The following is a 21,246-nucleotide window of genomic DNA, read 5'->3' on the forward strand; positions in this document are numbered from 1 at the left end:
TTTAAAAATCACGGTTTCGGATAAACCTTTCGTCGAGCTGATAATATATAAGGTTAAAGTTATGAATTTTTCTGTTCAGAAAATCAGTAACTTCATTCAGTTGTTCTTGCGGAATCTGTTCCACTTTTATCCTGAAGCCTTTATTCAGGAAATGACCAAAAAAGAAGCCGTCTTCTCTGACGATGGCTTCGTTTTCCGAAATTTTTTCAAAATCCTTGTTGTCAAGATCTTTTTCTGATATGGCATTAATCAGTTTGTGTTTACCGAGATGATTGGTAATAATTCCCCAGGAATAAATGGGAAGTGCAACATCAATATTTTTAATTGGGTAATGCTGGATTTCAGAAAGGTAATTTTTCAGAAGCTGTACGTCCAGGATAGAATTTTTATCAGAATTTTCCAAAGGCGAAGATGTTGAATAACACATCAGATATACCTTTTCTACAGGCGGAGTTCCCATCAGCTTTTTGTCTCTCACCTGATGGAGCCTGAGTGTGGAAGTGATGGTTTTCTTTGAGACTATTTTCAGTTGCTTCAGAAAATGAAAATAATCCTGTTTTGTTCCGGCAGTCCAGTCACAATCGATCTGGATCTCGGAAGTGTTTTTAAATCCGAGTTCTTTAATTTTCTTTTCGATAAGCTGATGAATACTTTCTGCCAGAAAACGGACTTCCGGTTCTTTGATATTAAGAAAAGTTCTGTTGGTGATAAAGATGACAGGAACAGTATCTTTAGAAGTGCTGAAACTCGGATCTTTTGTTACGATACCAACCGGCTGGAATTTTCCATTCACTTTGTCGACATCAAAAAACCTGACATACCAGTCAGAAGATGTGGATTGCTCAAGTGCTTTATTTTCTGTATCTGTGCTTTTGATTCTAGTCTTCCAATAATAAAACGAATACGGATGATTTCCTTTTTTTTCGCAACTGAAGAAAAAGAGCAGAATAAAAACTGAGATTATTTTTTTCATATCCAAATTTAGAAATTCAATTAATAAAATGAAAAGTTTTATGCTTTTGTGCTAAATCATTAAAAATCAAAATATTTTGTAATAAAATTTGTCAGTTTGAAAAATATCCATAAATTTGCACACTCATTTTAGGGAAGGAGTATGCCTATTTCAGACATAGAATATTACGAAAACCGCTAAAATGCTGAAACAAAATATAATAGATATATATAAATAATGTCAGGTATTATTGGTAAAAAAATCGGTATGACATCTTTGTTTAACGAAGACGGGAAAAACATTCCTTGTACAGTTATTCAGGCTGGTCCATGCGCGGTTTTACAGGTCAGAACCGAAGAGGTTGACGGATATGTTGCCGTACAACTAGGTTTCGATGACAAGAGTGAGAAGAACGTTGGTAAAGCGTTAGCTGGTCATTTTAAAAAGGCTGGTTCAACTCCTAAAGCTAAGATCGTAGAATTCAGAAATGCATTCGAACACGATGTTAAAACAGGAGATTCAGTAGAAGTTGGCATGTTTGCAGAAGGCGAATATGTAGATGTAACAGGAACTTCTAAAGGTAAAGGTTTCCAAGGTGTTGTTAAAAGACACGGATTTGGAGGTGTAATGCAGGCTACTCACGGACAGCATAACAGACTTAGAGCTCCAGGTTCTATCGGTGCTGGTTCAGATCCTTCAAGAGTATTCAAGGGGATGAGAATGGCAGGCAGAATGGGAGGTAAGCAGGTGACTGTTCAGAACCTTCAGGTGTTAAAAGTAGATGGAGAACAAAATCTTTTAGTAGTAAAAGGTGCTGTTCCGGGAGCTAAAAATTCTTATGTAATTATCAAGAAATGGAACTAGTAGTATTAAGTACATCAGGAAAAGAAACCGGAAGAAAAGTAACTCTTGACGAATCAGTATTCGGAATTGAGCCAAATCAGCATGCGGTTTACTTAGAGGTTAAGCAATATCTTGCTGCACAGCGTCAAGGTACTCATAAATCAAAAGAAAGAAGCGAAATTACGGCTTCTACAAGAAAGCTTAAAAAGCAAAAAGGTTCAGGATCTGCGAGATATGGTGATATCAAGTCGCCAACTTTCAAAGGTGGAGGTAGAGTTTTTGGTCCAAAACCAAGAGACTACAGATTCAAATTGAACAAAGCGCTTAAGAGATTAGCTAAAAAATCTGTTTTATCTCAGAAATTGAGAGACAACAGTATCAAAGTTTTGGAGAACTTGAGTTTTGATGCGCCTAAGACTAAAGAATTCATCACATTGTTGGATGCTTTGACACTTACAGGTAAAAAATCATTATTCGTGCTTCCTGAAGCTAACAAGAATGTATATCTATCTTCAAGAAACTTGCCTAAGACAAGAGTGTTGAATTATAACGAGATTTCCTCTTATGATTTGATCAACGCAGGTGAGATTATCTTCTTAGAAGGTGCAGTAGAAAAATTTCAGGACAACTTAAAGAAATAAATCATGTCACTAATTATTAAACCAATTATTTCAGAAAAAGCAAACTATCTTACAGATCTGAGAGGTGCTTATTCTTTCTTGGTAGCTCCAAAGGCTAACAAGATCCAGATTAAAGGTGCTATTGAGGCAGCTTATGGTGTAAAAGTAGCAGACGTTAGAACCATGATTTATGCGCCTAAAGTTTCTTCTAAATACACGAAAAAAGGACTTCAAGTTGGGAAAACCAATAAATTGAAAAAAGCAGTTGTAACATTGGCTGCTGGAGAAGTTATTGATATTTTCGCAACAAATTAATTAATTATAAATAATAGTAATGTCTGTTAGAAAATTAAAACCTATCACCCCGGGACAGAGATTCAGAGTTGTTAATAACTTTGAGGAAATTACTACTAACAAGCCAGAGAAATCTCTGACAGTTGGTATTAGTAAGTCAGGTGGACGTAACCAAACTGGTAAAATGACCATGCGTTACACCGGCGGTGGACACAAAAAGAAATACAGAATTATCGACTTCAAAAGAAATAAATTCGATGTTGAAGCAACGGTAAAAACTGTAGAGTATGATCCAAACAGAACTGCATTCATCGCTCTAGTAGAGTATGCAGACGGAGAAAAGAGATATATCATCGCTCCGAACGGGATCAAAGTTGATCAGAAAATTGTTTCTGGAGAAAGTGTAGAACCGAACGTCGGTAACGCAATGAAATTGAAAAATATTCCATTGGGTACTGTAATTTCTTGCGTAGAGATGAAGCCTGGACAAGGTGCGATCTTGGCAAGAAGTGCTGGTTCTTCTGCTCAGTTGACTTCAAGAGACGGAAAATATGCAATCATCAAATTGCCTTCTGGAGAATCCAGAATGATCCTTACGGAATGCATGGCAATGGTTGGTTCAGTTTCCAACTCAGATCATCAGTTAACAGTATCAGGTAAGGCTGGTAGAAGCAGATGGTTAGGTAGAAGACCAAGAACAAGACCGGTAGTAATGAACCCTGTAGATCACCCAATGGGAGGTGGTGAAGGACGTTCTTCCGGAGGTCACCCAAGATCTAGAAACGGTATGCCGGCTAAAGGTTACAAAACTAGAAAGAAAAACAAAGTGTCTAACCGTTACATCGTATCTAAAAGAAAATAATTATGGCAAGATCACTTAAAAAAGGACCATTCATCGCACATCATTTAGATAAGAAGGTTCAGGCAAATGTAGAGTCTGGTAAAAAGACTGTAATCAAAACTTGGTCTAGAGCATCTATGATTTCTCCGGACTTTGTAGGTCAAACTATTGCTGTACACAACGGGAAATCTTTTATCCCTGTTTACGTTACAGAAAACATGGTTGGACACAAATTAGGCGAATTTTCTCCGACAAGATCTTTCAGAGGTCACGGTGGTAACAAAAATAAAGGAGGTAGATAATCATGGGATCAAGAAAAAGAGAGAGTGCATTAGCACGTAAAATAGCAAACCAAGATGTGGCAAAAGCGTTGCATAACGATTGCCCGTCTTCTCCTAGAAAAATGAGATTAGTTGCTGATATCATCAGAGGAGTAGAGGTAGATAAAGCTTTATATATCCTTAAGTATTCTAAGAAAGATGCTTCTAACAAATTGGAAAAAGTATTACTTTCTGCAATTGCTAACTGGCAAGCTAAGAACGAAGGTGCTGATATTGAAGAAGCAAACCTTATCGTGAAAGAAATATTTGTGGATAGTGCAAGACAATTGAAGAGACTGAGACCGGCACCACAAGGTAGAGGTTACAGAATCAGAAAAAGATCGAACCACATTACATTAATCTTAGGTACAAAAGAAAATTAATTCAAGGTATGGGACAGAAGACAAATCCAATAGGTAACAGATTAGGAATCATCAGAGGATGGGATTCTAACTGGTTTGGTGGTAAAAACTACGGCGACAGAATCGCTGAAGATTACAAAATCAGAAGATACCTTGAAGCAAGATTATCCAAAGGAGGGATTTCAAAAATCTATATTGAAAGAACACTGAAACTGGTAACAGTAACTATTACTACTGCAAGACCTGGTCTTATCATCGGGAAAGGCGGTCAGGAAGTTGATAAATTGAAAGAAGAGTTGAAAAAATTGACTGGAAAGGATATTCAAATCAACATCTTCGAAATCAAAAGACCTGAGCTTGACGCTGTATTGGTTGCGGACAGTATTGCTAAACAAATCGAAAACAGAATCTCTTACAGAAGAGCGGTTAAGATGGCAATGGCAAGCACAATGAGAATGGGTGCTGAAGGTATCAAGGTAATGATCTCCGGAAGATTGAACGGTGCAGAGATGGCAAGATCAGAATCTTTCAAAGAAGGTAGAATTCCATTGTCAACATTCCGTGCAGATATCGATTATCATATCGGTGAAGCACTGACTCAATACGGAAAACTTGGTGTAAAAGTTTGGATCATGAAAGGTGAAGTTTATGGTAAAAGAGAACTTACGCCACTAGTAGGACAACAGAAAAAAGCACCGGCTGGAGGTAGAGAGAGAAACGACAGAGGAGACAGAGGAGACAGAAAACCAAGAAGAAATAATTAATAAAATTTTAGAGGATAGTTTTTAAATGACCGTTACTTTTTTAAAATCTAAATTCTAAAATCTAAAATTTAAGAAATTATGTTACAACCAAAAAGAACCAAATTCCGTAGAGTTCATAAGATGAAAATGAAGGGGATTGCACAGAGAGGTAATCAACTTGCTTACGGAACTTTCGGGATCAAAGCTATAGAAGGTGCTTGGATCACTGCAAGACAGATTGAAGCTGCGCGTATTGCTGCTACAAGATATATGAAAAGAGAAGGTCAGCTATGGATCAAAATATTCCCGGATAAGCCGATTACTAAAAAACCAGCGGAAGTACGTATGGGTAAAGGTAAAGGTGCTGTAGAATATTGGGTAGCTGTAGTAAAACCAGGTAAAATTATGTTCGAAGTTGGTGGAGTGCCTTACGAAGTAGCGAAAGAAGCTCTAAGACTAGCTGCGCAAAAATTGCCGGTAGTTACCAAGTTCGTAGTTGCAAACGATTTTGTTAAACCTCTTTAATCTCTATTACAATGAAAAAAGCTGACATCAAAAATTTAAGCCTAGAGGATATCAAAGTTCAATTGGCAGACGCTAAAGCTAACTATTCAAAACTGAAATTAGCTCACAGAATTAGCCCAGTTGAAAATCCGATTCAGATCAGAGATTTGAGAAAAACAATCGCAAGACTTAACACAGAATTAACTAACAAACAATAATTCCTTTTTATAATGGATAGAAATTTAAGAAAAGAACGTATTGGAGTAGTTTCCAGCAATAAAATGGAAAAAACTATTGTTGTTAGTGAGACTACGAGAGTAAAACATCCAATGTACGGGAAATTCGTTTTGAAAACGAAAAAATATACCGCACACGATGAAAATAACGAGTGCAACGAAGGAGATACAGTTTTGATTACAGAAACTAGACCTTTGAGCAAAAGCAAAAGATGGAGATTAGTAAGAATCATTGAAAAAGCTAAGTAATAATGTTACAAACAGAATCAAGATTAAAAGTTGCTGATAACACAGGTGCAAAAGAAGTACTAGTTATCAGAGTTCTAGGAGGAACTAGAAGAAGATATGCTTCAGTTGGTGATAAAATCGTTGTTACTATCAAAGATTCTACGCCATCAGGAAATGCAAAAAAAGGACAGGTATCAAAAGCAGTTGTAGTAAGAACTAAAAAAGCTGTCAGAAGAAAAGATGGATCTTACATCAAATTCGAAGACAACGCTTGTGTATTGCTAAACGCTGCCGGAGAAATGAGAGGAACTCGTGTTTTCGGACCGGTTGCCCGTGAGTTGAGAGACAAAGAATATATGAAGGTTATTTCATTAGCTCCTGAAGTACTTTAATTTTAAAATTTTAAGAAAATGACAAAAGTTAAAATCAAAAGAGGAGACAACGTAATCGTTACTACCGGAAAAAATAAAGGAAGTAAAGGTGAAGTTCTTGAAGTAATCAAGAAAGAAGGAAAAGATCCTAGAGTTATCGTTGCAGGAATTAATATCGTTAAAAAACATACTAAGCCATCTGCACAAAACCCTCAGGGCGGAATCGTTGAAAAGGAAGCTTCACTACATATTTCCAATGTATCACTGCTTGACAAAAGCGGAAAAGCTACAAAAGCTGGATACAAAGTAGATGGTGATAAAAAAGTAAGAGTTGCTAAAACAACCGGTGAAACTTTATAATTTAAATTACAATGGAATATATAGTAAGACCAAAACAACAATATAAAGACAAGATTGTTCCTGCAATGATGGAAGAATTTGGGTATAAATCTGTAATGCAGGTTCCTAAATTATTGAAGATCGTTGTAAGCCAAGGACTTGGTGCAGCTGTTCAGGACAAAAAAATAGTGGACTATGCTGTAGAAGAATTGACTGCAATCACTGGACAAAAAGCTGTTGGTACTTTATCTAAAAAAGATGAGGCTGCTTTCAAACTAAGAAAAGGAATGCCAATCGGAGCTAGAGTAACACTTAGAGCTGATAAAATGTATGAATTCTTAGATAGATTAACTTCTTCAGCACTTCCAAGAATCAGAGATTTTTCTGGGATCAAAGCTGACGGATTCGATGGTAGAGGTAATTATAACTTAGGTATTACTGAGCAGATTATCTTCCCAGAGATTGTTATCGACAAAGTGAAAAAAATCCAAGGGATGGACATCACTTTTGTAACATCTGCGAATACTGATAAAGAAGCTAAAGCATTATTAACTCACTTCGGTTTACCGTTCAAAAAGAACTAAGAAATGGCTAAAGAATCAATGAAAGCGCGTGAGCGCAAAAGAGAAGCTACTGTAGCTAAATATGCTGAAAAAAGAAAAGCTTTGAAAGAAGCTGGAGATTATGATGCATTACAAAAATTGCCTAAAAATGCTTCTCCTGTAAGATTGCACAACAGATGTAAACTGACAGGAAGACCAAGAGGATATATGAGAACGTTCGGTATTTCCAGAGTAACTTTCAGAGAAATGGCAAACAATGGTCTTATCCCGGGAGTTAAAAAAGCTAGTTGGTAAGCAATTAAAAAAATCGAGACAATTAAGTTGTTGAGATACTAAAGATAGAGATGTCTAATTTTGATGTCTCTATCTTCAAGTCTTTTCAATACTGGTTGTCATAAACCAATAATTTAAAATAAAGAAATGGTAACAGATCCAATTTCAGATTTCCTAACAAGAGTAAGGAACGCACAAAGCGCAGGCCACAAGGTGGTGGAAATTCCTGCATCGAAAATCAAAAAAGAGATCACTAAGATTCTTTTTGACCAAGGTTATATCTTGAACTACAAGTTCGAGGATAATGCAGTTCAAGGAGCTATCAAGATCGCTTTGAAGTATGATAAGCAAACGAACAAACCGGCTATCAAGTCTATTCAAAGAGCTTCCAGACCAGGTCTTCGTCAGTACAAAGGTTCTGAGGAACTTCCAAGAGTACTAAACGGACTGGGTGTAGCTATCATCTCTACTTCTAAAGGAGTGATGACTGATAAAAAAGCTAGACAAGAGAAAGTGGGAGGTGAAGTAATTTGCTACGTATATTAATTTTTTAAAACAAGGAAAATGTCAAGAATTGGTAAAGCAATTATAGAAGTTCCTGCTGGAGTTACAGTGTCTCAAAAAGATAACGTTGTAACAGTTAAAGGTCCAAAGGGTGAATTAACTCAGGAGCTTACAGGAGGAATCAGCTTCTCACAAGAAGACGGTGTACTAACGTTCACCCGTCCTTCTGACTCAAAAGAACATAAGGCGCTTCACGGTTTATACAGAGCGCTTGTCAACAATATGATTGTTGGTACTTCTACAGGATTCACTAAGCAATTAGAACTAGTAGGAGTTGGATACAGAGCATCTCACAATGGCCAGAGATTAGAATTGGCTCTTGGATTTTCTCACGGTATTGTATTGGAACTTCCAAAAGAAGTGACTCTTGATACATTGACAGAAAAAGGGAAAAACCCGATCATTACATTATCTTCTTACGATAATCAACTTCTTGGAATGGTGGCTGCTAAGATCAGATCTTTCAGAAAACCTGAACCTTACAAAGGAAAAGGTGTGAAATTCGTGGGTGAAATCATCAGAAGAAAAGCCGGTAAATCTGCATAAAATTTAAGAAAATGGCATTAACAAAAGTTGAAAAACGAATCAGAATCAAAAGAAGAGTAAGAGGGAAGATTTCCGGATCTGCAGCATTACCAAGATTATCTGTATTCAAAAGTAATAAAGAGATCTACGCTCAGTTGGTAGATGATAAAGACGGTAAAACATTAGTATCTGCTTCTTCCAGAGAGAAAGGTGTAGATGCTAAAGGTACTAAAACAGAAGTATCTGCGGCAGTAGGAAAAGCTATTGCAGCTAAAGCGAAAGCAGCAGGTATCGAGAATGTTGTGTTTGATAGAAATGGTTTTGTATACCACGGTAGAGTGAAAGCTCTTGCTGACGGTGCTAGAGAAGCTGGTCTTAAATTCTAATTTTAAAAATTCAGAAAACATGGTAGATAGTAATATAGAAAGAGTTAAACCTGGAGGATTAGAATTAAAAGATCGTCTGGTTGCTGTTAACAGAGTAACTAAAGTAACGAAAGGTGGTAGGGCATTCGGATTTTCTGCAATTGTTGTTGTAGGGAATGAAGATGGTATCATCGGTTATGGACTTGGAAAATCTAAGGAAGTTGCTTCTGCTATTGCGAAAGCTGTAGAAGACGCTAAGAAAAACTTGGTAAAAGTTCCTGTAATCAATCATACAATTCCTCACCAGACTTCCGCAAGATACGGTGGTGCTGATATCTTCTTGAGACCAGCATCTCACGGTACAGGACTTATCGCCGGTGGTGCGGTAAGAGCGGTACTGGAGTCTGCGGGTGTACACGATGTATTGTCAAAATCCAAAGGATCTTCTAACCCGCACAATGTTGTGAAAGCTACTTTCAACGCATTGTTGGACATCAGAAGACCGGAAGAGATTGCAAGAATGAGAGGTGTTTCTCTAAGTAAAGTGTTTAACGGTTAATAAATTATAACAATGGCAACAATCAAAGTAAAATTAGTTAGAAGTGCTATTAATCGTTCTAAAACTCAAAAAAGAACACTTGAAGCGCTAGGATTCAAGAGACTTCAGCAAGTTGTAGAACACGAAGCTACTCCTTCTATTTTAGGAATGATCGCTTCTGTAAGTCACTTATTAGAAGTTCAGAAATAAGACAATAGACATAGAGAAAAGAGACTCGGATTTTGTAGTCTCTTATCTCTTATCTTTTAATCTATAATCTCAATACAACAATGAATTTAAATAATTTAAAACCATCAACTGGCTCTACATTCAGTACAAAAAGAATTGGTAGAGGACAGGGAAGCGGATACGGTGGTACTTCAACAAAAGGTCATAAAGGTCAGAAAGCAAGAGCTGGTTATTCTCAGAAGATCGGTTTCGAAGGTGGACAGATGCCTTTGCAAAGAAGATTACCTAAGTTTGGTTTCAAAAATATTAATAGAAAAGAGTTTAGAGCTATCAACCTAGATACAATCCAAACTTTGATCGATACTAAAAACATCACCGGTGATATTACCAGAGACGTATTAGTAGAAAACGGTCTTGCTTCTAAAAACGAATTGGTAAAAATTATGGGTAGAGGTGATTTGAAATCTGGTGTTTCTATCTCTGCTGATAAATTTACCAAGTCTGCTGAAGAAGCAATCAACAAGGCTGGAGGTAAAGCAATTACTCTTTAATTAATAACCAATGAAAGAATTTATACAAACACTAAAAAACATTTGGAGTCTAAAAGAGCTGAGAGATAAAATTATCCTGACGCTTTCTTTGGTCCTTGTGTATAGATTCGCATCTTACGTTTCTCTACCGGCTATCAACATGGCAGAAGTAGGAAACTTATTACAACATTACCAAAATCAAGGCGGGAACCAACAAGGAGCCGGCCTTTTGGGTTTATTGTCATCTTTCACAGGTGGAGCATTTAGCCGTGCTTCTATTATGGCATTAGGAATTATGCCATACATCTCCGCTTCGATCATTGTTCAGCTTATGGGAATGGCTATTCCTTATCTTCAGAAATTGCAGAAAGACGGCGAAAGTGGAAGAAATACATTAAACCAGATTACCAGATGGTTGACTATTGGAGTTTGTCTTGTACAGGCACCATCATATTTAACCTCAGTAACCCAGTTCTTTTTACCATATTCACAGTTCCAGTCTGCATATTATATAGATCCGGCATCCATTATGTTTTGGTTGCCAAGTATCATAATTCTGGTAGCAGGATCTGTATTTGCAATGTGGTTAGGAGAGAAGATTACGGACAAAGGTATTGGTAATGGTATTTCAATCTTAATTATGGTGGGTATCCTTGCGGATCTCCCTACGGCTTTTTACCAGGAAGTTCTTACACAGAATGGTAAAGGCGGTCTGGGAAGCATTATGATTCTGGTTGAGATCATATTTTGGTTATTGGTGGTATTGCTTGCAATTGTTCTTTCCGTAGCGGTAAGAAAAATTCCAATCCAATACGTTAGCAGAGCCCAGGCCAGAGGTGGTGTTAGCAGAAACCTGATGGAAGGCGCAAGACAATGGATCCCATTGAAAGTGAATGCCGCAGGTGTGATGCCGATCATCTTTGCGCAGGCATTGATGTTTGTTCCTGGATTGTTAACCAAAGTAGATGAATCTAACACGTTTTTGGCTGGATTCAAAAATGTTTTTAGCTGGCAGTACAATGTATTGTTTGCATTATTAATTATAATTTTCTCATTTTTCTATACAGCAATTACCATTCCGGTGAATCAGATGGCTGATGATCTCAAGCGTAATGGTGGGCTTATCCCGAAGGTAAGACCAGGAAAAGAAACGGCAGATTACCTTGATGATATTTTATCAAAGATAACCTTGCCGGGTGCGATTTTTTTATCTATCTTTGCAGTCCTTCCGGCCATAGTGCACGGAGCGTTTGTTCAGACAGATAGATTTGCCCTGTTTTTCGGTGGTACATCCTTATTGATCATGGTTGGCGTTATCCTGGATACTGTTCAACAGATCAATACTTATCTGCTGAACCATCATTATGATGGGTTGATGCAATCTAAATTATCAAGATCATCAAACTATTAATAGTATAAATGGCTAAACAGAAACATATAGAACAAGACGGTGTGATAACGGAAGCACTTTCCAACGCACAGTTCCGAGTAGAGCTAGAGAATGGGCATGTTTTAATTGCCCATATTTCTGGTAAAATGAGAATGCATTATATAAAACTCTTACCTGGAGACAAGGTAAGACTCGAACTCTCTCCTTATGACTTGACTAAAGGGAGAATAACTTTTAGATATTAAAAATAACAAAATGAAGGTTAGAGCATCTATCAAAAAAAGAAGTGCTGATTGCAAGATTGTACGCAGAAAAGGTGTACTTTTCGTAATCAACAAAAAGAACCCTAAATTTAAACAAAGACAAGGTTAAGAACCAATTAAATTATGGCGAGAATTTCAGGTATTGATTTACCAAAGAACAAAAGAGGCGTTATTGGACTTACTTATATCTACGGTATTGGTAAGAGTACTGCTTCAGAAATTTTGAAAAACGCTGGAATCAGCGAAGACAAGAAAGTCAACGAATGGAATGACGATGAATTGGCTGCAATCAGAAACTACATCACAGACAACGTAAAAGTTGAAGGTGAGTTGCGTTCTGAAGTGCAATTGAACATCAAGCGATTGATGGACATAGGATGCCAACGAGGAATACGTCACAGACTAGGACTACCTTTAAGAGGCCAGAGAACGAAAAACAACTCTAGAACCCGTAAAGGAAAGAGAAAAACAGTTGCTAACAAGAAAAAAGCAAGTAAATAATCGTTAGGAATTATGGCAAAACAAACTAAAGTAGTTAAAAAAAGAAAAGTAAAAGTTGAAGCTATTGGTGAAGCGCATATTCAGGCTTCTTTCAATAACATCATCATTTCTTTAACAAATAAAGCAGGAGAGGTTATCTCTTGGGCGTCTGCCGGTAAAATGGGTTTCAGAGGTTCTAAAAAGAATACTCCATTCGCAGCACAAATGGCTGCAGAAAACTGTTCTCAGGTAGCTTTCGAAGCTGGTCTAAGAAGAGTTAAGGTGTTTGTAAAAGGTCCAGGTGCTGGTAGAGAATCTGCAATCAGAACTCTTCACAACTCAGGGATTGAAGTAAGCGAAATCGTTGATGTGACACCTATGCCACACAACGGATGTAGACCACCGAAAAGAAGAAGAGTTTAATTTTTTAGAATTTACCCATTATGGCAAGATATATTGGACCTAAAACTAAAATTGCTAGAAAATTTGGTCAGGCAATTTACGGAGATGACAAAAACTTCGAAAGAAGAAAAAATCAACCACCAGGACAACATGGTCCTAACAAAAGAAGAGGAGCGAAAAAATCAGAATACGCTACTCAGCTTGCAGAAAAGCAAAAGGCTAAGTATACTTATGGTATCCTAGAAAGACAGTTCGCTAACCTTTTCGACAAAGCACACAGAAGCAAAGGCGTAACAGGTGAAGTTCTTCTTCAGCTTTGCGAATCGAGACTGGATAACGTTGTTTACAGATTAGGTTTTGCTAAAACAAGAGCTGCTGCTAGACAATTGGTTTCTCACAGACACATTACTGTGAACGGAGAACTGGTAAACATTCCTTCTTATTTGCTAAAAGCTGGTGACGAAATTGCTGTAAGAGAGAAATCAAAATCTCTTGAAGTAATCTCTGATGCTTTGGCTTCCAAAGTAAATTATGAGTGGTTACAATTCAATGACGAGAAAAAAACTGGTACTTTCACCACTGCTCCTGAGAGAATTCAGATTCCTGAGGACATCAAAGAACAGTTAATCGTCGAATTATACTCTAAATAATAATTTTTTCAAATTTTTGCTCAACCAGACTATGGCAATTTTAACATTTATAAAACCCGATAAAGTAATCCTGTTAAACTCGACAGATTTTAAAGGACAATTCGAATTCAGACCTTTAGAACCAGGTTTCGGGCTTACAATCGGTAATGCATTGAGAAGAGTTTTACTTTCTTCTCTGGAAGGATATGCTATTTCATCTATCAAAATAGAAGGCGTAGAGCACGAATTTTCAACGATACCTGGAGTGATCGAAGATGTTACTGAAATCATTCTGAATCTTAAACAATTACGTCTTAAAGCTAAAACTGAAAATCCGGGTAATGAGCAGGTAACTGCAAAAATCTCAGGAAAAGATGTTGTTACTGCTGGAGATCTGGAAGGTTCAATCGTGAACTTCGAGGTTCTTAACCCAGAATTGGTAATAGCAACGTTAGCTAAAGATGTAACGTTTGAAATTACTTTCAACATTGAAAAAGGAAGAGGATATGTTCCGTCTGATCAGAACAAGTCGAACAATGCTCCTATCGGAACTATTGCTATCGATTCTATCTTCACACCAATCAAGAAAGTTCAGTACAGTATCGAAAATTATCGTGTAGAGCAAAAAACAGACTACGAAAAATTGGTATTGGATATCGAAACTGATGGATCTATCACACCTCAGAATGCTTTGACAGAAGCTTCTAAGATCCTGATCTATCACTTCATGCTTTTCTCTGATGAGAGAATCACTCTGGAAACAGAAGCGGTAAAAGCATCCATCCAATATGACGAAGAAACACTTCACACAAGACAATTGCTTAAGTCAAAATTAGCAGACATGGATCTTTCTGTAAGAGCCCTTAACTGTCTGAAAGCGGCTGAAGTGGAAACGCTTGGAGAACTGGTTTCTTTCAGTAAGTCTGATTTGATGAAATTCAGAAATTTTGGTAAAAAATCTTTAACAGAACTTGAAGAATTGGTTCACTCAAAAGGACTAAATTTCGGTTTTGATGTTGCAAAATATAAGTTAGACGCTGATAAATAATCCTCAAAATGAGACACGGAAAAAAGATAAATCACTTAGGTAGAACTGCACCACACAGAAAAGCAATGCTTTCTAACATGGCTTGTTCCCTGATTGAACATAAAAGAATCAACACTACTGTTGCTAAAGCGAAAGCTTTAAGAGTTTACGTGGAACCGATCCTTACTAAAGCTAAAGAAGATACAACCCACAATAGAAGAATCGTTTTCTCTTACTTGCAAAGTAAAGAAGCGGTTACTGAATTGTTCAGAACTGTAGCTCCTAAAATCGCTGAAAGAAACGGTGGTTACACTAGAATCATCAAGACAGGTTTCAGACCTGGTGATGCTGCTGATACTGCGCTAATCGAGTTGGTAGATTTCAATGATATCTACAATCCAAACGAAGCTGAGAAGAAAACAACCAGAAGAAGCAGAAGATCTGCCGCTCCTAAAAAGGAAACTGCTGCCGTTGTTGAAGCTCCTGAAGCTAAAGTGGAAGAAACTCCTGCTGCAGAAACTTCTACAGAAGAAAAAACTGAAGAATAAGAATCTCAGTTCTTTGAATAATAAAAACCATCTCAAACGAGATGGTTTTTTTATTTGTGGATAATTTATATTTTTAGATTGAAAAAGAGAATCTCAAATTATCTAATTCTCCAATTGGCCTTCCCACTTACTTACGGCCGAAGTGGCCAGTGCATTGCCAAGAACATTCGTCATACTTCTTCCCATGTCACAGAAATGGTCAATCGGTAAAATCAAAGCAATCCCTTCCACCGGAATATCAAACATACCGCAGGCGGCGACAATGATCACTAAGCTGGCTCTGGGGACGCCGGCAATTCCTTTACTCGTCAGCATCAGAACCAGCAGCATAATAATTTGTTGACCAAGCGGCATATCGATGCCATAGATCTGTGCAATGAAGATCGATGCAAATGTCATATACATCATACTTCCATCCAGATTGAAAGAATATCCTAGTGGCAGAATAAATGATACAATTCTGCTGTTGCAGCCAAATCTTTCCAGTTCTTCTACTAGTTTCGGGAAGACAGCTTCGGAGCTTGTTGTAGAAAATGCAATTAATAAGGGTTCTTTGATTCTTCTCAATAATTCGAAAAGACGATTGCCCAGAATTATATATCCTACTAACAAAAAGACAAGCCAAAGAATTGCCAGTGCAAAAAAGAAGTCTCTGAGGTATATTGCATAAACTTTGAAAATTTCAAAACCATTGGTCGCAACCACTGCAGAAATTGCACCGAAAACACCTAATGGTGCAACCCACATGATGTAACCTACCATCTTCAAAATAGCGTGTGCAATCACGTCCAGACCTTTGATAATGGGCTTTGTATAATCCTCACCCATCGCAGAGAGTGCAATCCCAAACATAACGGAGAAAACAACGATTTGCAGAACTTCGTTTGTCGCAAATGCTTCGAATAAACTTTTCGGGATGATATGTTTGACAAAATCTTCCATCGAGAAACCTTTGCTGTTGCTCACAATTTCTGAAGCGGAAGATGCATCCTGAATAGGCAAGGTCGTCACGTGACCAGGTTCCAGCCAATTTACCAAGACCAGACCGATGGAAAGTGAAACCAAAGACGCCGTAATGAACCAAAGCATCGCTTTCGTCCCAACACGGCCAACCATTTTGATGTCACCCATTTTCGCAATCCCGACTACCAACGTGGAAAAAACCAAAGGCGCAATGATCATCTGAATCAGTCGGATAAAAACTGTTCCAAGAAGTTTGATATTTTTGGCAAATTCTTCTTTTGAATCAGGGTAAGTTGTATGGATAACTCCTCCTAAAACAACACCTAATATCAATGCGAAAATAATCGCAATAAACAGTTTATTCTGACCTTTCATAAGTAGCTTTATTATAAAATTTTTTTTCGCGAAGATTATCGATTGCTTCAGCAAAATCTTTGCTTATTAAAGTGTTTTTTGTTTTCAAAATCTTTGTATTTAAAATCACAGCGATTGAAAACTATAACAGGTTTTAAAAATGTTCAATGTGAATTGTAACTGAACAAAACTAATATTTTTGCGAGAATAACCAATAATATTTTAAATTAATATTAAGCAAAGACTTTAAAAACAATCAATTCCTGTCAATAAAAATAAAATAGGATTCATGCTCAGTTCAAATTAGAAAACGTTCTTTGTACAAATCTGATTGTAAAATGAAAAGAGATGTGGAAATTGTTATTATTTCTGATATACATCTTGGAACTTATGGCTGCAAAGCCAAGGAACTGCTAAGATATCTGAACTCTATCCGTCCCAAAATACTGATTCTGAACGGTGATATCATCGACATCTGGCAGTTCAAAAAATCATATTTTCCCAAATCCCATCTGAAGGTTGTCAGAAAATTAATCTCATTTGCGACCAAAGATTCTGAGGTTTTTTACATTACAGGAAACCATGATGAAGCTTTCAGGAATTTCACAGATTTCGAATTGGGTAAACTCAAGCTTTGCAATAAACAGGTTTTGAAACTTGGTGATAAGAAGGCCTGGATTTTTCACGGAGACGTTTTCGATGCATCGGTTCAGCATTCCAAGTGGATTGCAAAACTCGGCGGCCAGGGCTATGATTTGCTGATTGCGATTAATAATCTGGTGAATTGGTTTCTTGAAAAAATTGGTCGGGAAAAATATTCCTTTTCCAAAAAAATCAAGAATAATGTCAAAAAAGCGGTGAAGTATATCGGTGATTTTGAACTCACAGCTTCTGAACTGGCTATTGAAAACAACTTTGATTATGTGATTTGCGGACATATCCATCAACCACAGATTCGGGAAGTGGTTGAGAAAAAAGGAAAGTGTATATATCTCAATTCAGGTGACTGGGTAGAAAATCTTTCCGCTTTGGAATATCATAACGGCGTATGGAAACTTTTTGTTTATGAGGATGAAAAACATCATCTAATGGATGAAGAACCTGATGAAATGAAAGAAATTAACAGTGAAGAATTAATGAAAATCGTGACCCAGATTGTATAAAAAAACAAAAATTACAGATGAAAATATTATATGCCTTCCAAGGAACAGGAAACGGACATCTCGCAAGAGCCCAGGAAATCATCCCTATACTCAAAAGACATGCTTTGGTAGATACCCTCATTAGCGGACATCAGACACAGCTGAAGTCGGATTTTGATATTGATTTCCGGTTCAAAGGGATATCTCTGCTTTATAATAAAAACGGTGGTCTTTCCTATAAAAAAACATTCTTTCAGAATAATTTCTGTAAAGTGGCAAAGGTTATCAAGGATTTGGATCTTAGCGCATATGATTTGATCATCAATGATTTTGAACCGTTGACAGGCTGGACCGCTAAGCTGAAAAACCTGCCCATTGTAGAGTTGAGCCATCAGGCTTCTCTGACTTTCAAGGAAACGCCTAAGCCAGAGAAAAAGGATTGGCTTGGCAATCTGATCCTTAAAAATTATGTCCCTTGTAGCAAGAAAATCGGATTTCATTTTGATAATTATAATCCGCATATCAAAAAGCCGGTTATCAGACAAAAAATCAGGAAGCTGAATCCTGAAAACAAAGGCCATTATTTGGTTTATTTGCCTAGCTTTTCTGACGAAGTGATTACCAATTTCCTGACGAGGATCGATGTAGAATGGAAGGTTTTCTCAAAGTATGCGAAGCAAATTCAGAAATTTAAAAATGTCGAGATTTTCCCGATCGATGAAGTGAAGTATCTTCAATTATTCGAATCCTGCGAAGGAATCCTTTGTAATGCCGGTTTTGAAACACCGGCGGAAGCACTTTTTATGCATAAAAAACTATTCGTGATTCCAATTGAAAATCAGTATGAACAGGAGTGCAATGCTTTTGCGCTGAACCGAATGGGTGTTTCGAATTCTGATAAACTGGATCCTGCAAAGATCAGAGAATGGATCAATGCCGAGCAGTTTATTGAAGTGGATTATCCGGATAATATAGAAACTATTCTGACAAAGGAAGTTTTGTATTAAATTAAAATATAAATCTTAATAAAAAGCCTCTGACTATCAGAGGCTGTATGCTAATTCTATTATGATCTTAAATATCTGGAGTAAGCGTAGCCTTCTTCTCCGTCTTTTGTTCTGATTTTCCACCAATCGTCAGAGGATTGTTCAACCAGGATTACCACTTCTCCTTTTGCTGCTTTTCCAACAACGGAAGCTTCAGTAGAAGGTTCCTGACGGATGTTCAGATTAGACTCATCTGTCGCGACAGTAAGCGATGCACCAGCTTGCAATCCTGAAACCTGCACATCTACATTGATGTCAGTTGCAGTATAAGAAGGATCAATTGCGCCTAATGCATTCCAAACGCTGTCTTTCGCTGCACTGTTTGTTGCCTTTCCGGTTATGTACAAAATACCGTCCTGCTCTTGCACGGAAAGGTCGGAAAGTCCTGCTGACTGGGCAGCAGAAACTACACTTGAATATTTATCCTGTAAACTCATTTGTGATTATTTAACTGTGATTTTGTTATCATATTTACCAATTTTAAGAGCATCTACAGACTCTTTCACTTTTCTGGCATTGGCAGAAGTTGTAGATCCTGTCAGCGTGAGTGTACCATTCACATCTTCCGCTTTTACACCTGGGATATCTTTCAAAGCATCATTTACTTTTTGCAGAACCACAGCGTCAACCATATTCACTTCTACAGGAGCTGCTACTGGTGCCACAGTTGCCATATCATGGACATCCTTCACGCCCTGTACTTTTTTTAGAGCAGCGATAGCCGCCTGTTTATCGGCTTCTGTGGCAAAAACGCCGCTAAGATGAGCTTCTCCTTCCTTCACTTCCACAGAAGTGCCTGGATAAGCGGTGATTGCTGTTGTTGCCTGGGATGTCAGTTCTGCATCAGAAACTTTTTTCTTACAAGAAACGGCTGTCATTGAAACCATCAAAGCAATAGCCGCGATTTTAAATGTTTTTTTCATAAGATAAATTAATTTTATTAGTTGTGCTTTTAATATTAAAATTGATGCCAAAAAGAGTTTTTGACATGGGTCTAATATTTATTTTTTTCAACTTTTGTTCTGAGTAAAATTAAAAAGTTTTTTGATATGGCAATGACTATTAAATATATTTAACAGAATTTTATAAGTCTGATGAAAAAGATGCGTACGAATTATTTGATTCTCAGGAATTCTTTTGCCAGTTCTATCATTTTCAGGTCGCCGGTATATTTCCCTTTTTCGTCAGACAGTTTAACAGTGGGGATCCATTCGTTGTTGATGCCTTTTACACTGATGAGTTTCATCACGATATTCATTGGTTTGAGCCCGACATCATTGGTAAGATTCGTCCCGATTCCGAAAGAGATTCCGATTTTTCCTTTGCAATAATTTGTGATTTCCTCTACTTTTTCAAGATTAAGACCATCGGAAAAAATGATGTATTTGAATAATGGATTAATACCATTCTTTAGGTAATGCGCAATGGTTTTATCCGCAAATTCAAAAGGATCGCCGCTGTCATGACGAACGCCGTCGAACAACTTTGCAAATTTTTTGTCGAACTGCTGGAAGAAAACATCGGTTGTGTAGGTATCAGAAAGTGCGACGCCAAGATCACCTCTGTAAACATCCACCCAGTTTTCCAAAGCAATGGAGTTGGCCATTTTGAAGCCAAATTCGGCGGCATGAAACATAAACCATTCGTGCGCATGTGTTCCGATTGGTTTTACATTATAAAGCATCGCGAGATGAACATTGGAAGTTCCGATAAAGGTAGAATTTTTATCATGGATCAAAGCATCCATTACCAATCTGTGAACTTTGTAAGAGTGTCTTCTCCTGGTTCCAAATTCGGCAAACGGAACGCCAAGCTCTGTAAGATGTCTGGCTTTCTCCAGGGTTTTATCGATAACTTCTTCATTGGTTTGGCGTTCCATATGATTCATCTCGTAATGGAGTTCGCTGATGAGCGACAGAAGCGGAACTTCCCAAAGAATGGTTCTGTACCAAAGACCTTCAACCGAAACTTTTAGCTCGTTTTCATTTTGTTCAATCTTCACTTCGGCTGGATCATAATGAAAACCTTCCAAAAAATCGAGATAAGGCAGAGCAAGATAAGGACAAGTGATTTTCAGATATTTTTTCTCGTCTTTAGTGAGCTTCAGTTCTGCCATTGCATTGACAGCTTTTCTCAATTCTTCTGCAAATCCTTCGGGAAAGTTGTGTTTTCCGCGGTTGATGAACTCATATTTGACAATCTCATTGGTAAACAATTTTACCACTGCATTTTGCATTGTTATTTTGTAGAAATCGTTATCCAGAATGGAGTTGAGCCTTACCTCGCGCATAAAAATATCATTTAAACAAATCTAAGAAAATTTGTTGAGAGGAACTTTGAATGGTCAACAATATACTTTTCATATTGTAAAAATTACATTCCTTACTTTTGTCAAAATTTTTGAAATGGTAAAGGCATTGATGTATTTTGCATTAGGAACTGCAATTAGCTTTATTTTGAGAAGGATCACAGGAAGTCCTGTGGATTTCTGGGTAGAATTTTATATAGCTTCCGCTTTCGGAATCGGGTGGGGACTGGCTTATTTTGTGGACCATCCAGAATGGCCGTTGCCTAAGAAAATGGGGATTTCCTTTATCGGAATCGTTTTCTTAGTAGTACTCGGGTTGATTTTTTTCAATTTTGAAACCGCTGTTCCATCTATTATCAAGTTTTCTACCGTTTTCGTAGCTTATTATATGATAGCAAGTTTCCGGGAAAGTAAATCTTTGAGGTATTAATTGGCTTATGGCAATTAGCTCTTAGGAAATTGCTCAGTTCAGGATTTAAAATAGAAAGCCAGAC

At 37.3% G+C, this 21,246-nt stretch carries 36 protein-coding genes; 31 read left to right on the top strand and 5 right to left on the bottom strand.

The features are described from left to right. Position 1 precedes the first annotated feature (1 nt). Positions 2–973 carry a hypothetical protein gene (locus tag BUA97_RS09510; RefSeq protein WP_072997615.1) on the bottom strand — a complete coding sequence of 324 codons (972 nt, stop codon included), beginning with the start codon at positions 971–973 and terminating at the stop codon, positions 2–4. Between the two features lie 216 nt (positions 974–1,189). Here BUA97_RS09510 and rplC point away from each other — a divergent pair, with 216 nt between their 5' ends. The 28 genes from rplC to rplQ all read left to right on the top strand — a co-directional run bounded on the left by rplC (position 1,190) and on the right by rplQ (position 14,939). After that, entirely contained in the window at positions 1,190–1,816 is a 627-nt protein-coding gene (rplC, locus tag BUA97_RS09515; RefSeq protein ID WP_072997616.1) for a 50S ribosomal protein L3, read from the top strand. Continuing rightward, on the top strand, positions 1,807–2,436 hold the full coding sequence (rplD, locus tag BUA97_RS09520; protein ID WP_072997617.1) for a 50S ribosomal protein L4: 630 nt from the start codon (positions 1,807–1,809) through the stop codon (positions 2,434–2,436). Before rplC ends, rplD begins: the two co-directional genes overlap by 10 nt. A gap of 3 nt (positions 2,437–2,439) precedes the next feature. Next, on the top strand, positions 2,440–2,730 hold the full coding sequence (gene rplW / locus BUA97_RS09525) for a 50S ribosomal protein L23 (protein WP_072997618.1): 291 nt from the start codon (positions 2,440–2,442) through the stop codon (positions 2,728–2,730). Between the two features lie 19 nt (positions 2,731–2,749). Further along, entirely contained in the window at positions 2,750–3,571 is an 822-nt protein-coding gene (gene rplB, locus BUA97_RS09530) for a 50S ribosomal protein L2 (protein WP_072997619.1), read from the top strand. Positions 3,572–3,573: 2 nt separating this feature from the next. Next, positions 3,574–3,852: a 30S ribosomal protein S19 gene (gene rpsS, locus BUA97_RS09535; protein ID WP_072997620.1), complete on the top strand. Its 279-nt coding sequence runs from the start codon at positions 3,574–3,576 to the stop codon at positions 3,850–3,852. A 2-nt stretch (positions 3,853–3,854) separates the two neighbouring features. Then, positions 3,855–4,253 (top strand): 50S ribosomal protein L22, encoded by a 399-nt coding sequence (gene rplV / locus BUA97_RS09540; RefSeq protein WP_072997621.1) that lies wholly within the window; start codon positions 3,855–3,857, stop codon positions 4,251–4,253. An 8-nt stretch (positions 4,254–4,261) separates the two neighbouring features. Further along, positions 4,262–4,996 (top strand): 30S ribosomal protein S3, encoded by a 735-nt coding sequence (gene rpsC, locus BUA97_RS09545; protein ID WP_072997622.1) that lies wholly within the window; start codon positions 4,262–4,264, stop codon positions 4,994–4,996. A gap of 78 nt (positions 4,997–5,074) precedes the next feature. Continuing rightward, entirely contained in the window at positions 5,075–5,500 is a 426-nt protein-coding gene (gene rplP, locus BUA97_RS09550) for a 50S ribosomal protein L16 (protein WP_040993531.1), read from the top strand. A gap of 11 nt (positions 5,501–5,511) precedes the next feature. Next, complete coding sequence (gene rpmC / locus BUA97_RS09555; RefSeq protein WP_072997623.1) at positions 5,512–5,697, top strand: 50S ribosomal protein L29; 186 nt, start codon at positions 5,512–5,514, stop codon at positions 5,695–5,697. Between the two features lie 9 nt (positions 5,698–5,706). Next, complete coding sequence (gene rpsQ / locus BUA97_RS09560) at positions 5,707–5,964, top strand: 30S ribosomal protein S17 (protein ID WP_120212476.1); 258 nt, start codon at positions 5,707–5,709, stop codon at positions 5,962–5,964. A gap of 2 nt (positions 5,965–5,966) precedes the next feature. After that, complete coding sequence (gene rplN, locus BUA97_RS09565; protein ID WP_027383311.1) at positions 5,967–6,335, top strand: 50S ribosomal protein L14; 369 nt, start codon at positions 5,967–5,969, stop codon at positions 6,333–6,335. Between the two features lie 18 nt (positions 6,336–6,353). Beyond that, positions 6,354–6,674 (top strand): 50S ribosomal protein L24, encoded by a 321-nt coding sequence (rplX, locus tag BUA97_RS09570; protein WP_072997625.1) that lies wholly within the window; start codon positions 6,354–6,356, stop codon positions 6,672–6,674. Between the two features lie 11 nt (positions 6,675–6,685). Beyond that, on the top strand, positions 6,686–7,237 hold the full coding sequence (gene rplE, locus BUA97_RS09575) for a 50S ribosomal protein L5 (protein ID WP_072997626.1): 552 nt from the start codon (positions 6,686–6,688) through the stop codon (positions 7,235–7,237). Positions 7,238–7,240: 3 nt separating this feature from the next. Further along, on the top strand, positions 7,241–7,510 hold the full coding sequence (gene rpsN, locus BUA97_RS09580; RefSeq protein ID WP_034962852.1) for a 30S ribosomal protein S14: 270 nt from the start codon (positions 7,241–7,243) through the stop codon (positions 7,508–7,510). Positions 7,511–7,636: 126 nt separating this feature from the next. Continuing rightward, positions 7,637–8,035, top strand: a complete 399-nt coding sequence (rpsH, locus tag BUA97_RS09585) for a 30S ribosomal protein S8 (RefSeq protein ID WP_027383307.1) — start codon at positions 7,637–7,639, stop codon at positions 8,033–8,035. An 18-nt stretch (positions 8,036–8,053) separates the two neighbouring features. Beyond that, on the top strand, positions 8,054–8,599 hold the full coding sequence (rplF, locus tag BUA97_RS09590) for a 50S ribosomal protein L6 (RefSeq protein ID WP_072997627.1): 546 nt from the start codon (positions 8,054–8,056) through the stop codon (positions 8,597–8,599). An 11-nt stretch (positions 8,600–8,610) separates the two neighbouring features. Beyond that, positions 8,611–8,964, top strand: a complete 354-nt coding sequence (rplR, locus tag BUA97_RS09595; RefSeq protein ID WP_072997628.1) for a 50S ribosomal protein L18 — start codon at positions 8,611–8,613, stop codon at positions 8,962–8,964. Positions 8,965–8,983: 19 nt separating this feature from the next. After that, positions 8,984–9,502 carry a 30S ribosomal protein S5 gene (gene rpsE, locus BUA97_RS09600; protein ID WP_027383304.1) on the top strand — a complete coding sequence of 173 codons (519 nt, stop codon included), beginning with the start codon at positions 8,984–8,986 and terminating at the stop codon, positions 9,500–9,502. Positions 9,503–9,514: 12 nt separating this feature from the next. Next, complete coding sequence (rpmD, locus tag BUA97_RS09605) at positions 9,515–9,691, top strand: 50S ribosomal protein L30 (protein ID WP_027383303.1); 177 nt, start codon at positions 9,515–9,517, stop codon at positions 9,689–9,691. Positions 9,692–9,771: 80 nt separating this feature from the next. Next, entirely contained in the window at positions 9,772–10,221 is a 450-nt protein-coding gene (gene rplO / locus BUA97_RS09610; protein ID WP_072997629.1) for a 50S ribosomal protein L15, read from the top strand. A gap of 10 nt (positions 10,222–10,231) precedes the next feature. Then, on the top strand, positions 10,232–11,611 hold the full coding sequence (secY, locus tag BUA97_RS09615; RefSeq protein ID WP_072997630.1) for a preprotein translocase subunit SecY: 1,380 nt from the start codon (positions 10,232–10,234) through the stop codon (positions 11,609–11,611). Between the two features lie 8 nt (positions 11,612–11,619). Next, a complete protein-coding gene (infA, locus tag BUA97_RS09620) occupies positions 11,620–11,835 on the top strand; it encodes a translation initiation factor IF-1 (protein WP_027383300.1) in 216 nt (71 codons plus the stop codon). Positions 11,836–11,845: 10 nt separating this feature from the next. Then, positions 11,846–11,962 (top strand): 50S ribosomal protein L36, encoded by a 117-nt coding sequence (gene rpmJ, locus BUA97_RS09625; protein WP_007839480.1) that lies wholly within the window; start codon positions 11,846–11,848, stop codon positions 11,960–11,962. Between the two features lie 14 nt (positions 11,963–11,976). Further along, a complete protein-coding gene (rpsM, locus tag BUA97_RS09630; protein WP_072997631.1) occupies positions 11,977–12,354 on the top strand; it encodes a 30S ribosomal protein S13 in 378 nt (125 codons plus the stop codon). Between the two features lie 12 nt (positions 12,355–12,366). Continuing rightward, on the top strand, positions 12,367–12,756 hold the full coding sequence (gene rpsK / locus BUA97_RS09635; RefSeq protein WP_027383298.1) for a 30S ribosomal protein S11: 390 nt from the start codon (positions 12,367–12,369) through the stop codon (positions 12,754–12,756). Positions 12,757–12,776: 20 nt separating this feature from the next. After that, positions 12,777–13,385 carry a 30S ribosomal protein S4 gene (rpsD, locus tag BUA97_RS09640; RefSeq protein WP_072997632.1) on the top strand — a complete coding sequence of 203 codons (609 nt, stop codon included), beginning with the start codon at positions 12,777–12,779 and terminating at the stop codon, positions 13,383–13,385. Between the two features lie 31 nt (positions 13,386–13,416). Further along, positions 13,417–14,412 carry a DNA-directed RNA polymerase subunit alpha gene (locus BUA97_RS09645; protein ID WP_072997633.1) on the top strand — a complete coding sequence of 332 codons (996 nt, stop codon included), beginning with the start codon at positions 13,417–13,419 and terminating at the stop codon, positions 14,410–14,412. Positions 14,413–14,420: 8 nt separating this feature from the next. Then, the gene (rplQ, locus tag BUA97_RS09650; RefSeq protein ID WP_072997634.1) at positions 14,421–14,939 is read left to right on the top strand and encodes a 50S ribosomal protein L17; all 519 of its coding nucleotides are present in this window, start codon (positions 14,421–14,423) and stop codon (positions 14,937–14,939) included. 102 nt (positions 14,940–15,041) lie between these two features. Here rplQ and BUA97_RS09655 read toward each other — a convergent pair whose 3' ends face one another. Then, positions 15,042–16,277, bottom strand: coding sequence for a dicarboxylate/amino acid:cation symporter (locus tag BUA97_RS09655; RefSeq protein ID WP_072997635.1), 1,236 nt, complete (start codon positions 16,275–16,277; stop codon positions 15,042–15,044). A gap of 317 nt (positions 16,278–16,594) precedes the next feature. Between BUA97_RS09655 and BUA97_RS09660 the strand changes: the two genes are divergently transcribed. Then, positions 16,595–17,419 (top strand): UDP-2,3-diacylglucosamine diphosphatase, encoded by an 825-nt coding sequence (locus tag BUA97_RS09660; RefSeq protein WP_072997636.1) that lies wholly within the window; start codon positions 16,595–16,597, stop codon positions 17,417–17,419. Positions 17,420–17,436: 17 nt separating this feature from the next. Then, complete coding sequence (locus tag BUA97_RS09665) at positions 17,437–18,405, top strand: glycosyltransferase family protein (RefSeq protein WP_072997637.1); 969 nt, start codon at positions 17,437–17,439, stop codon at positions 18,403–18,405. A gap of 59 nt (positions 18,406–18,464) precedes the next feature. On the opposite strand, the gene BUA97_RS09670 is transcribed toward BUA97_RS09665, so the two are convergent. The 3 genes from BUA97_RS09670 to pncB form a co-directional block, all read right to left on the bottom strand. Continuing rightward, a complete protein-coding gene (locus BUA97_RS09670; RefSeq protein ID WP_072997638.1) occupies positions 18,465–18,881 on the bottom strand; it encodes an SH3 domain-containing protein in 417 nt (138 codons plus the stop codon). A 6-nt stretch (positions 18,882–18,887) separates the two neighbouring features. Next, the gene (locus tag BUA97_RS09675) at positions 18,888–19,367 is read right to left on the bottom strand and encodes a BON domain-containing protein (protein ID WP_072997639.1); all 480 of its coding nucleotides are present in this window, start codon (positions 19,365–19,367) and stop codon (positions 18,888–18,890) included. A 191-nt stretch (positions 19,368–19,558) separates the two neighbouring features. Continuing rightward, positions 19,559–20,734 carry a nicotinate phosphoribosyltransferase gene (gene pncB, locus BUA97_RS09680; protein ID WP_072997640.1) on the bottom strand — a complete coding sequence of 392 codons (1,176 nt, stop codon included), beginning with the start codon at positions 20,732–20,734 and terminating at the stop codon, positions 19,559–19,561. A gap of 115 nt (positions 20,735–20,849) precedes the next feature. Here pncB and BUA97_RS09685 point away from each other — a divergent pair, with 115 nt between their 5' ends. Beyond that, complete coding sequence (locus BUA97_RS09685; RefSeq protein ID WP_072998563.1) at positions 20,850–21,182, top strand: hypothetical protein; 333 nt, start codon at positions 20,850–20,852, stop codon at positions 21,180–21,182. Positions 21,183–21,246 lie beyond the last annotated feature (64 nt).

This window comes from Epilithonimonas mollis, assembly GCF_900142325.1.
Classification (GTDB): domain Bacteria; phylum Bacteroidota; class Bacteroidia; order Flavobacteriales; family Weeksellaceae; genus Epilithonimonas; species Epilithonimonas mollis.

Excerpts from the sequence above, each read along its gene's own strand:
- BUA97_RS09510 (WP_072997615.1), bottom strand. The coding sequence starts at position 973 with ATGAAAAAAATAATCTCAGTTTTTATTCTGCTCTTTTTCTTCAGTTGC.
- rplC (WP_072997616.1), top strand. The coding sequence starts at position 1,190 with ATGTCAGGTATTATTGGTAAAAAAATCGGTATGACATCTTTGTTTAAC.
- rplD (WP_072997617.1), top strand. The coding sequence starts at position 1,807 with ATGGAACTAGTAGTATTAAGTACATCAGGAAAAGAAACCGGAAGAAAA.
- rplW (WP_072997618.1), top strand. The coding sequence starts at position 2,440 with ATGTCACTAATTATTAAACCAATTATTTCAGAAAAAGCAAACTATCTT.
- rplB (WP_072997619.1), top strand. The coding sequence starts at position 2,750 with ATGTCTGTTAGAAAATTAAAACCTATCACCCCGGGACAGAGATTCAGA.
- rpsS (WP_072997620.1), top strand. The coding sequence starts at position 3,574 with ATGGCAAGATCACTTAAAAAAGGACCATTCATCGCACATCATTTAGAT.
- rplV (WP_072997621.1), top strand. The coding sequence starts at position 3,855 with ATGGGATCAAGAAAAAGAGAGAGTGCATTAGCACGTAAAATAGCAAAC.
- rpsC (WP_072997622.1), top strand. The coding sequence starts at position 4,262 with ATGGGACAGAAGACAAATCCAATAGGTAACAGATTAGGAATCATCAGA.
- rplP (WP_040993531.1), top strand. The coding sequence starts at position 5,075 with ATGTTACAACCAAAAAGAACCAAATTCCGTAGAGTTCATAAGATGAAA.
- rpmC (WP_072997623.1), top strand. The coding sequence starts at position 5,512 with ATGAAAAAAGCTGACATCAAAAATTTAAGCCTAGAGGATATCAAAGTT.
- rplN (WP_027383311.1), top strand. The coding sequence starts at position 5,967 with ATGTTACAAACAGAATCAAGATTAAAAGTTGCTGATAACACAGGTGCA.
- rplX (WP_072997625.1), top strand. The coding sequence starts at position 6,354 with ATGACAAAAGTTAAAATCAAAAGAGGAGACAACGTAATCGTTACTACC.
- rplE (WP_072997626.1), top strand. The coding sequence starts at position 6,686 with ATGGAATATATAGTAAGACCAAAACAACAATATAAAGACAAGATTGTT.
- rpsN (WP_034962852.1), top strand. The coding sequence starts at position 7,241 with ATGGCTAAAGAATCAATGAAAGCGCGTGAGCGCAAAAGAGAAGCTACT.
- rpsH (WP_027383307.1), top strand. The coding sequence starts at position 7,637 with ATGGTAACAGATCCAATTTCAGATTTCCTAACAAGAGTAAGGAACGCA.
- rplF (WP_072997627.1), top strand. The coding sequence starts at position 8,054 with ATGTCAAGAATTGGTAAAGCAATTATAGAAGTTCCTGCTGGAGTTACA.
- rplR (WP_072997628.1), top strand. The coding sequence starts at position 8,611 with ATGGCATTAACAAAAGTTGAAAAACGAATCAGAATCAAAAGAAGAGTA.
- rpsE (WP_027383304.1), top strand. The coding sequence starts at position 8,984 with ATGGTAGATAGTAATATAGAAAGAGTTAAACCTGGAGGATTAGAATTA.
- rpmD (WP_027383303.1), top strand. The coding sequence starts at position 9,515 with ATGGCAACAATCAAAGTAAAATTAGTTAGAAGTGCTATTAATCGTTCT.
- rplO (WP_072997629.1), top strand. The coding sequence starts at position 9,772 with ATGAATTTAAATAATTTAAAACCATCAACTGGCTCTACATTCAGTACA.
- secY (WP_072997630.1), top strand. The coding sequence starts at position 10,232 with ATGAAAGAATTTATACAAACACTAAAAAACATTTGGAGTCTAAAAGAG.
- infA (WP_027383300.1), top strand. The coding sequence starts at position 11,620 with ATGGCTAAACAGAAACATATAGAACAAGACGGTGTGATAACGGAAGCA.
- rpmJ (WP_007839480.1), top strand. The coding sequence starts at position 11,846 with ATGAAGGTTAGAGCATCTATCAAAAAAAGAAGTGCTGATTGCAAGATT.
- rpsM (WP_072997631.1), top strand. The coding sequence starts at position 11,977 with ATGGCGAGAATTTCAGGTATTGATTTACCAAAGAACAAAAGAGGCGTT.
- rpsK (WP_027383298.1), top strand. The coding sequence starts at position 12,367 with ATGGCAAAACAAACTAAAGTAGTTAAAAAAAGAAAAGTAAAAGTTGAA.
- rpsD (WP_072997632.1), top strand. The coding sequence starts at position 12,777 with ATGGCAAGATATATTGGACCTAAAACTAAAATTGCTAGAAAATTTGGT.
- BUA97_RS09645 (WP_072997633.1), top strand. The coding sequence starts at position 13,417 with ATGGCAATTTTAACATTTATAAAACCCGATAAAGTAATCCTGTTAAAC.
- rplQ (WP_072997634.1), top strand. The coding sequence starts at position 14,421 with ATGAGACACGGAAAAAAGATAAATCACTTAGGTAGAACTGCACCACAC.
- BUA97_RS09655 (WP_072997635.1), bottom strand. The coding sequence starts at position 16,277 with ATGAAAGGTCAGAATAAACTGTTTATTGCGATTATTTTCGCATTGATA.
- BUA97_RS09660 (WP_072997636.1), top strand. The coding sequence starts at position 16,595 with ATGAAAAGAGATGTGGAAATTGTTATTATTTCTGATATACATCTTGGA.
- BUA97_RS09665 (WP_072997637.1), top strand. The coding sequence starts at position 17,437 with ATGAAAATATTATATGCCTTCCAAGGAACAGGAAACGGACATCTCGCA.
- BUA97_RS09670 (WP_072997638.1), bottom strand. The coding sequence starts at position 18,881 with ATGAGTTTACAGGATAAATATTCAAGTGTAGTTTCTGCTGCCCAGTCA.
- BUA97_RS09675 (WP_072997639.1), bottom strand. The coding sequence starts at position 19,367 with ATGAAAAAAACATTTAAAATCGCGGCTATTGCTTTGATGGTTTCAATG.
- pncB (WP_072997640.1), bottom strand. The coding sequence starts at position 20,734 with ATGCGCGAGGTAAGGCTCAACTCCATTCTGGATAACGATTTCTACAAA.
- BUA97_RS09685 (WP_072998563.1), top strand. The coding sequence starts at position 20,850 with ATGGTAAAGGCATTGATGTATTTTGCATTAGGAACTGCAATTAGCTTT.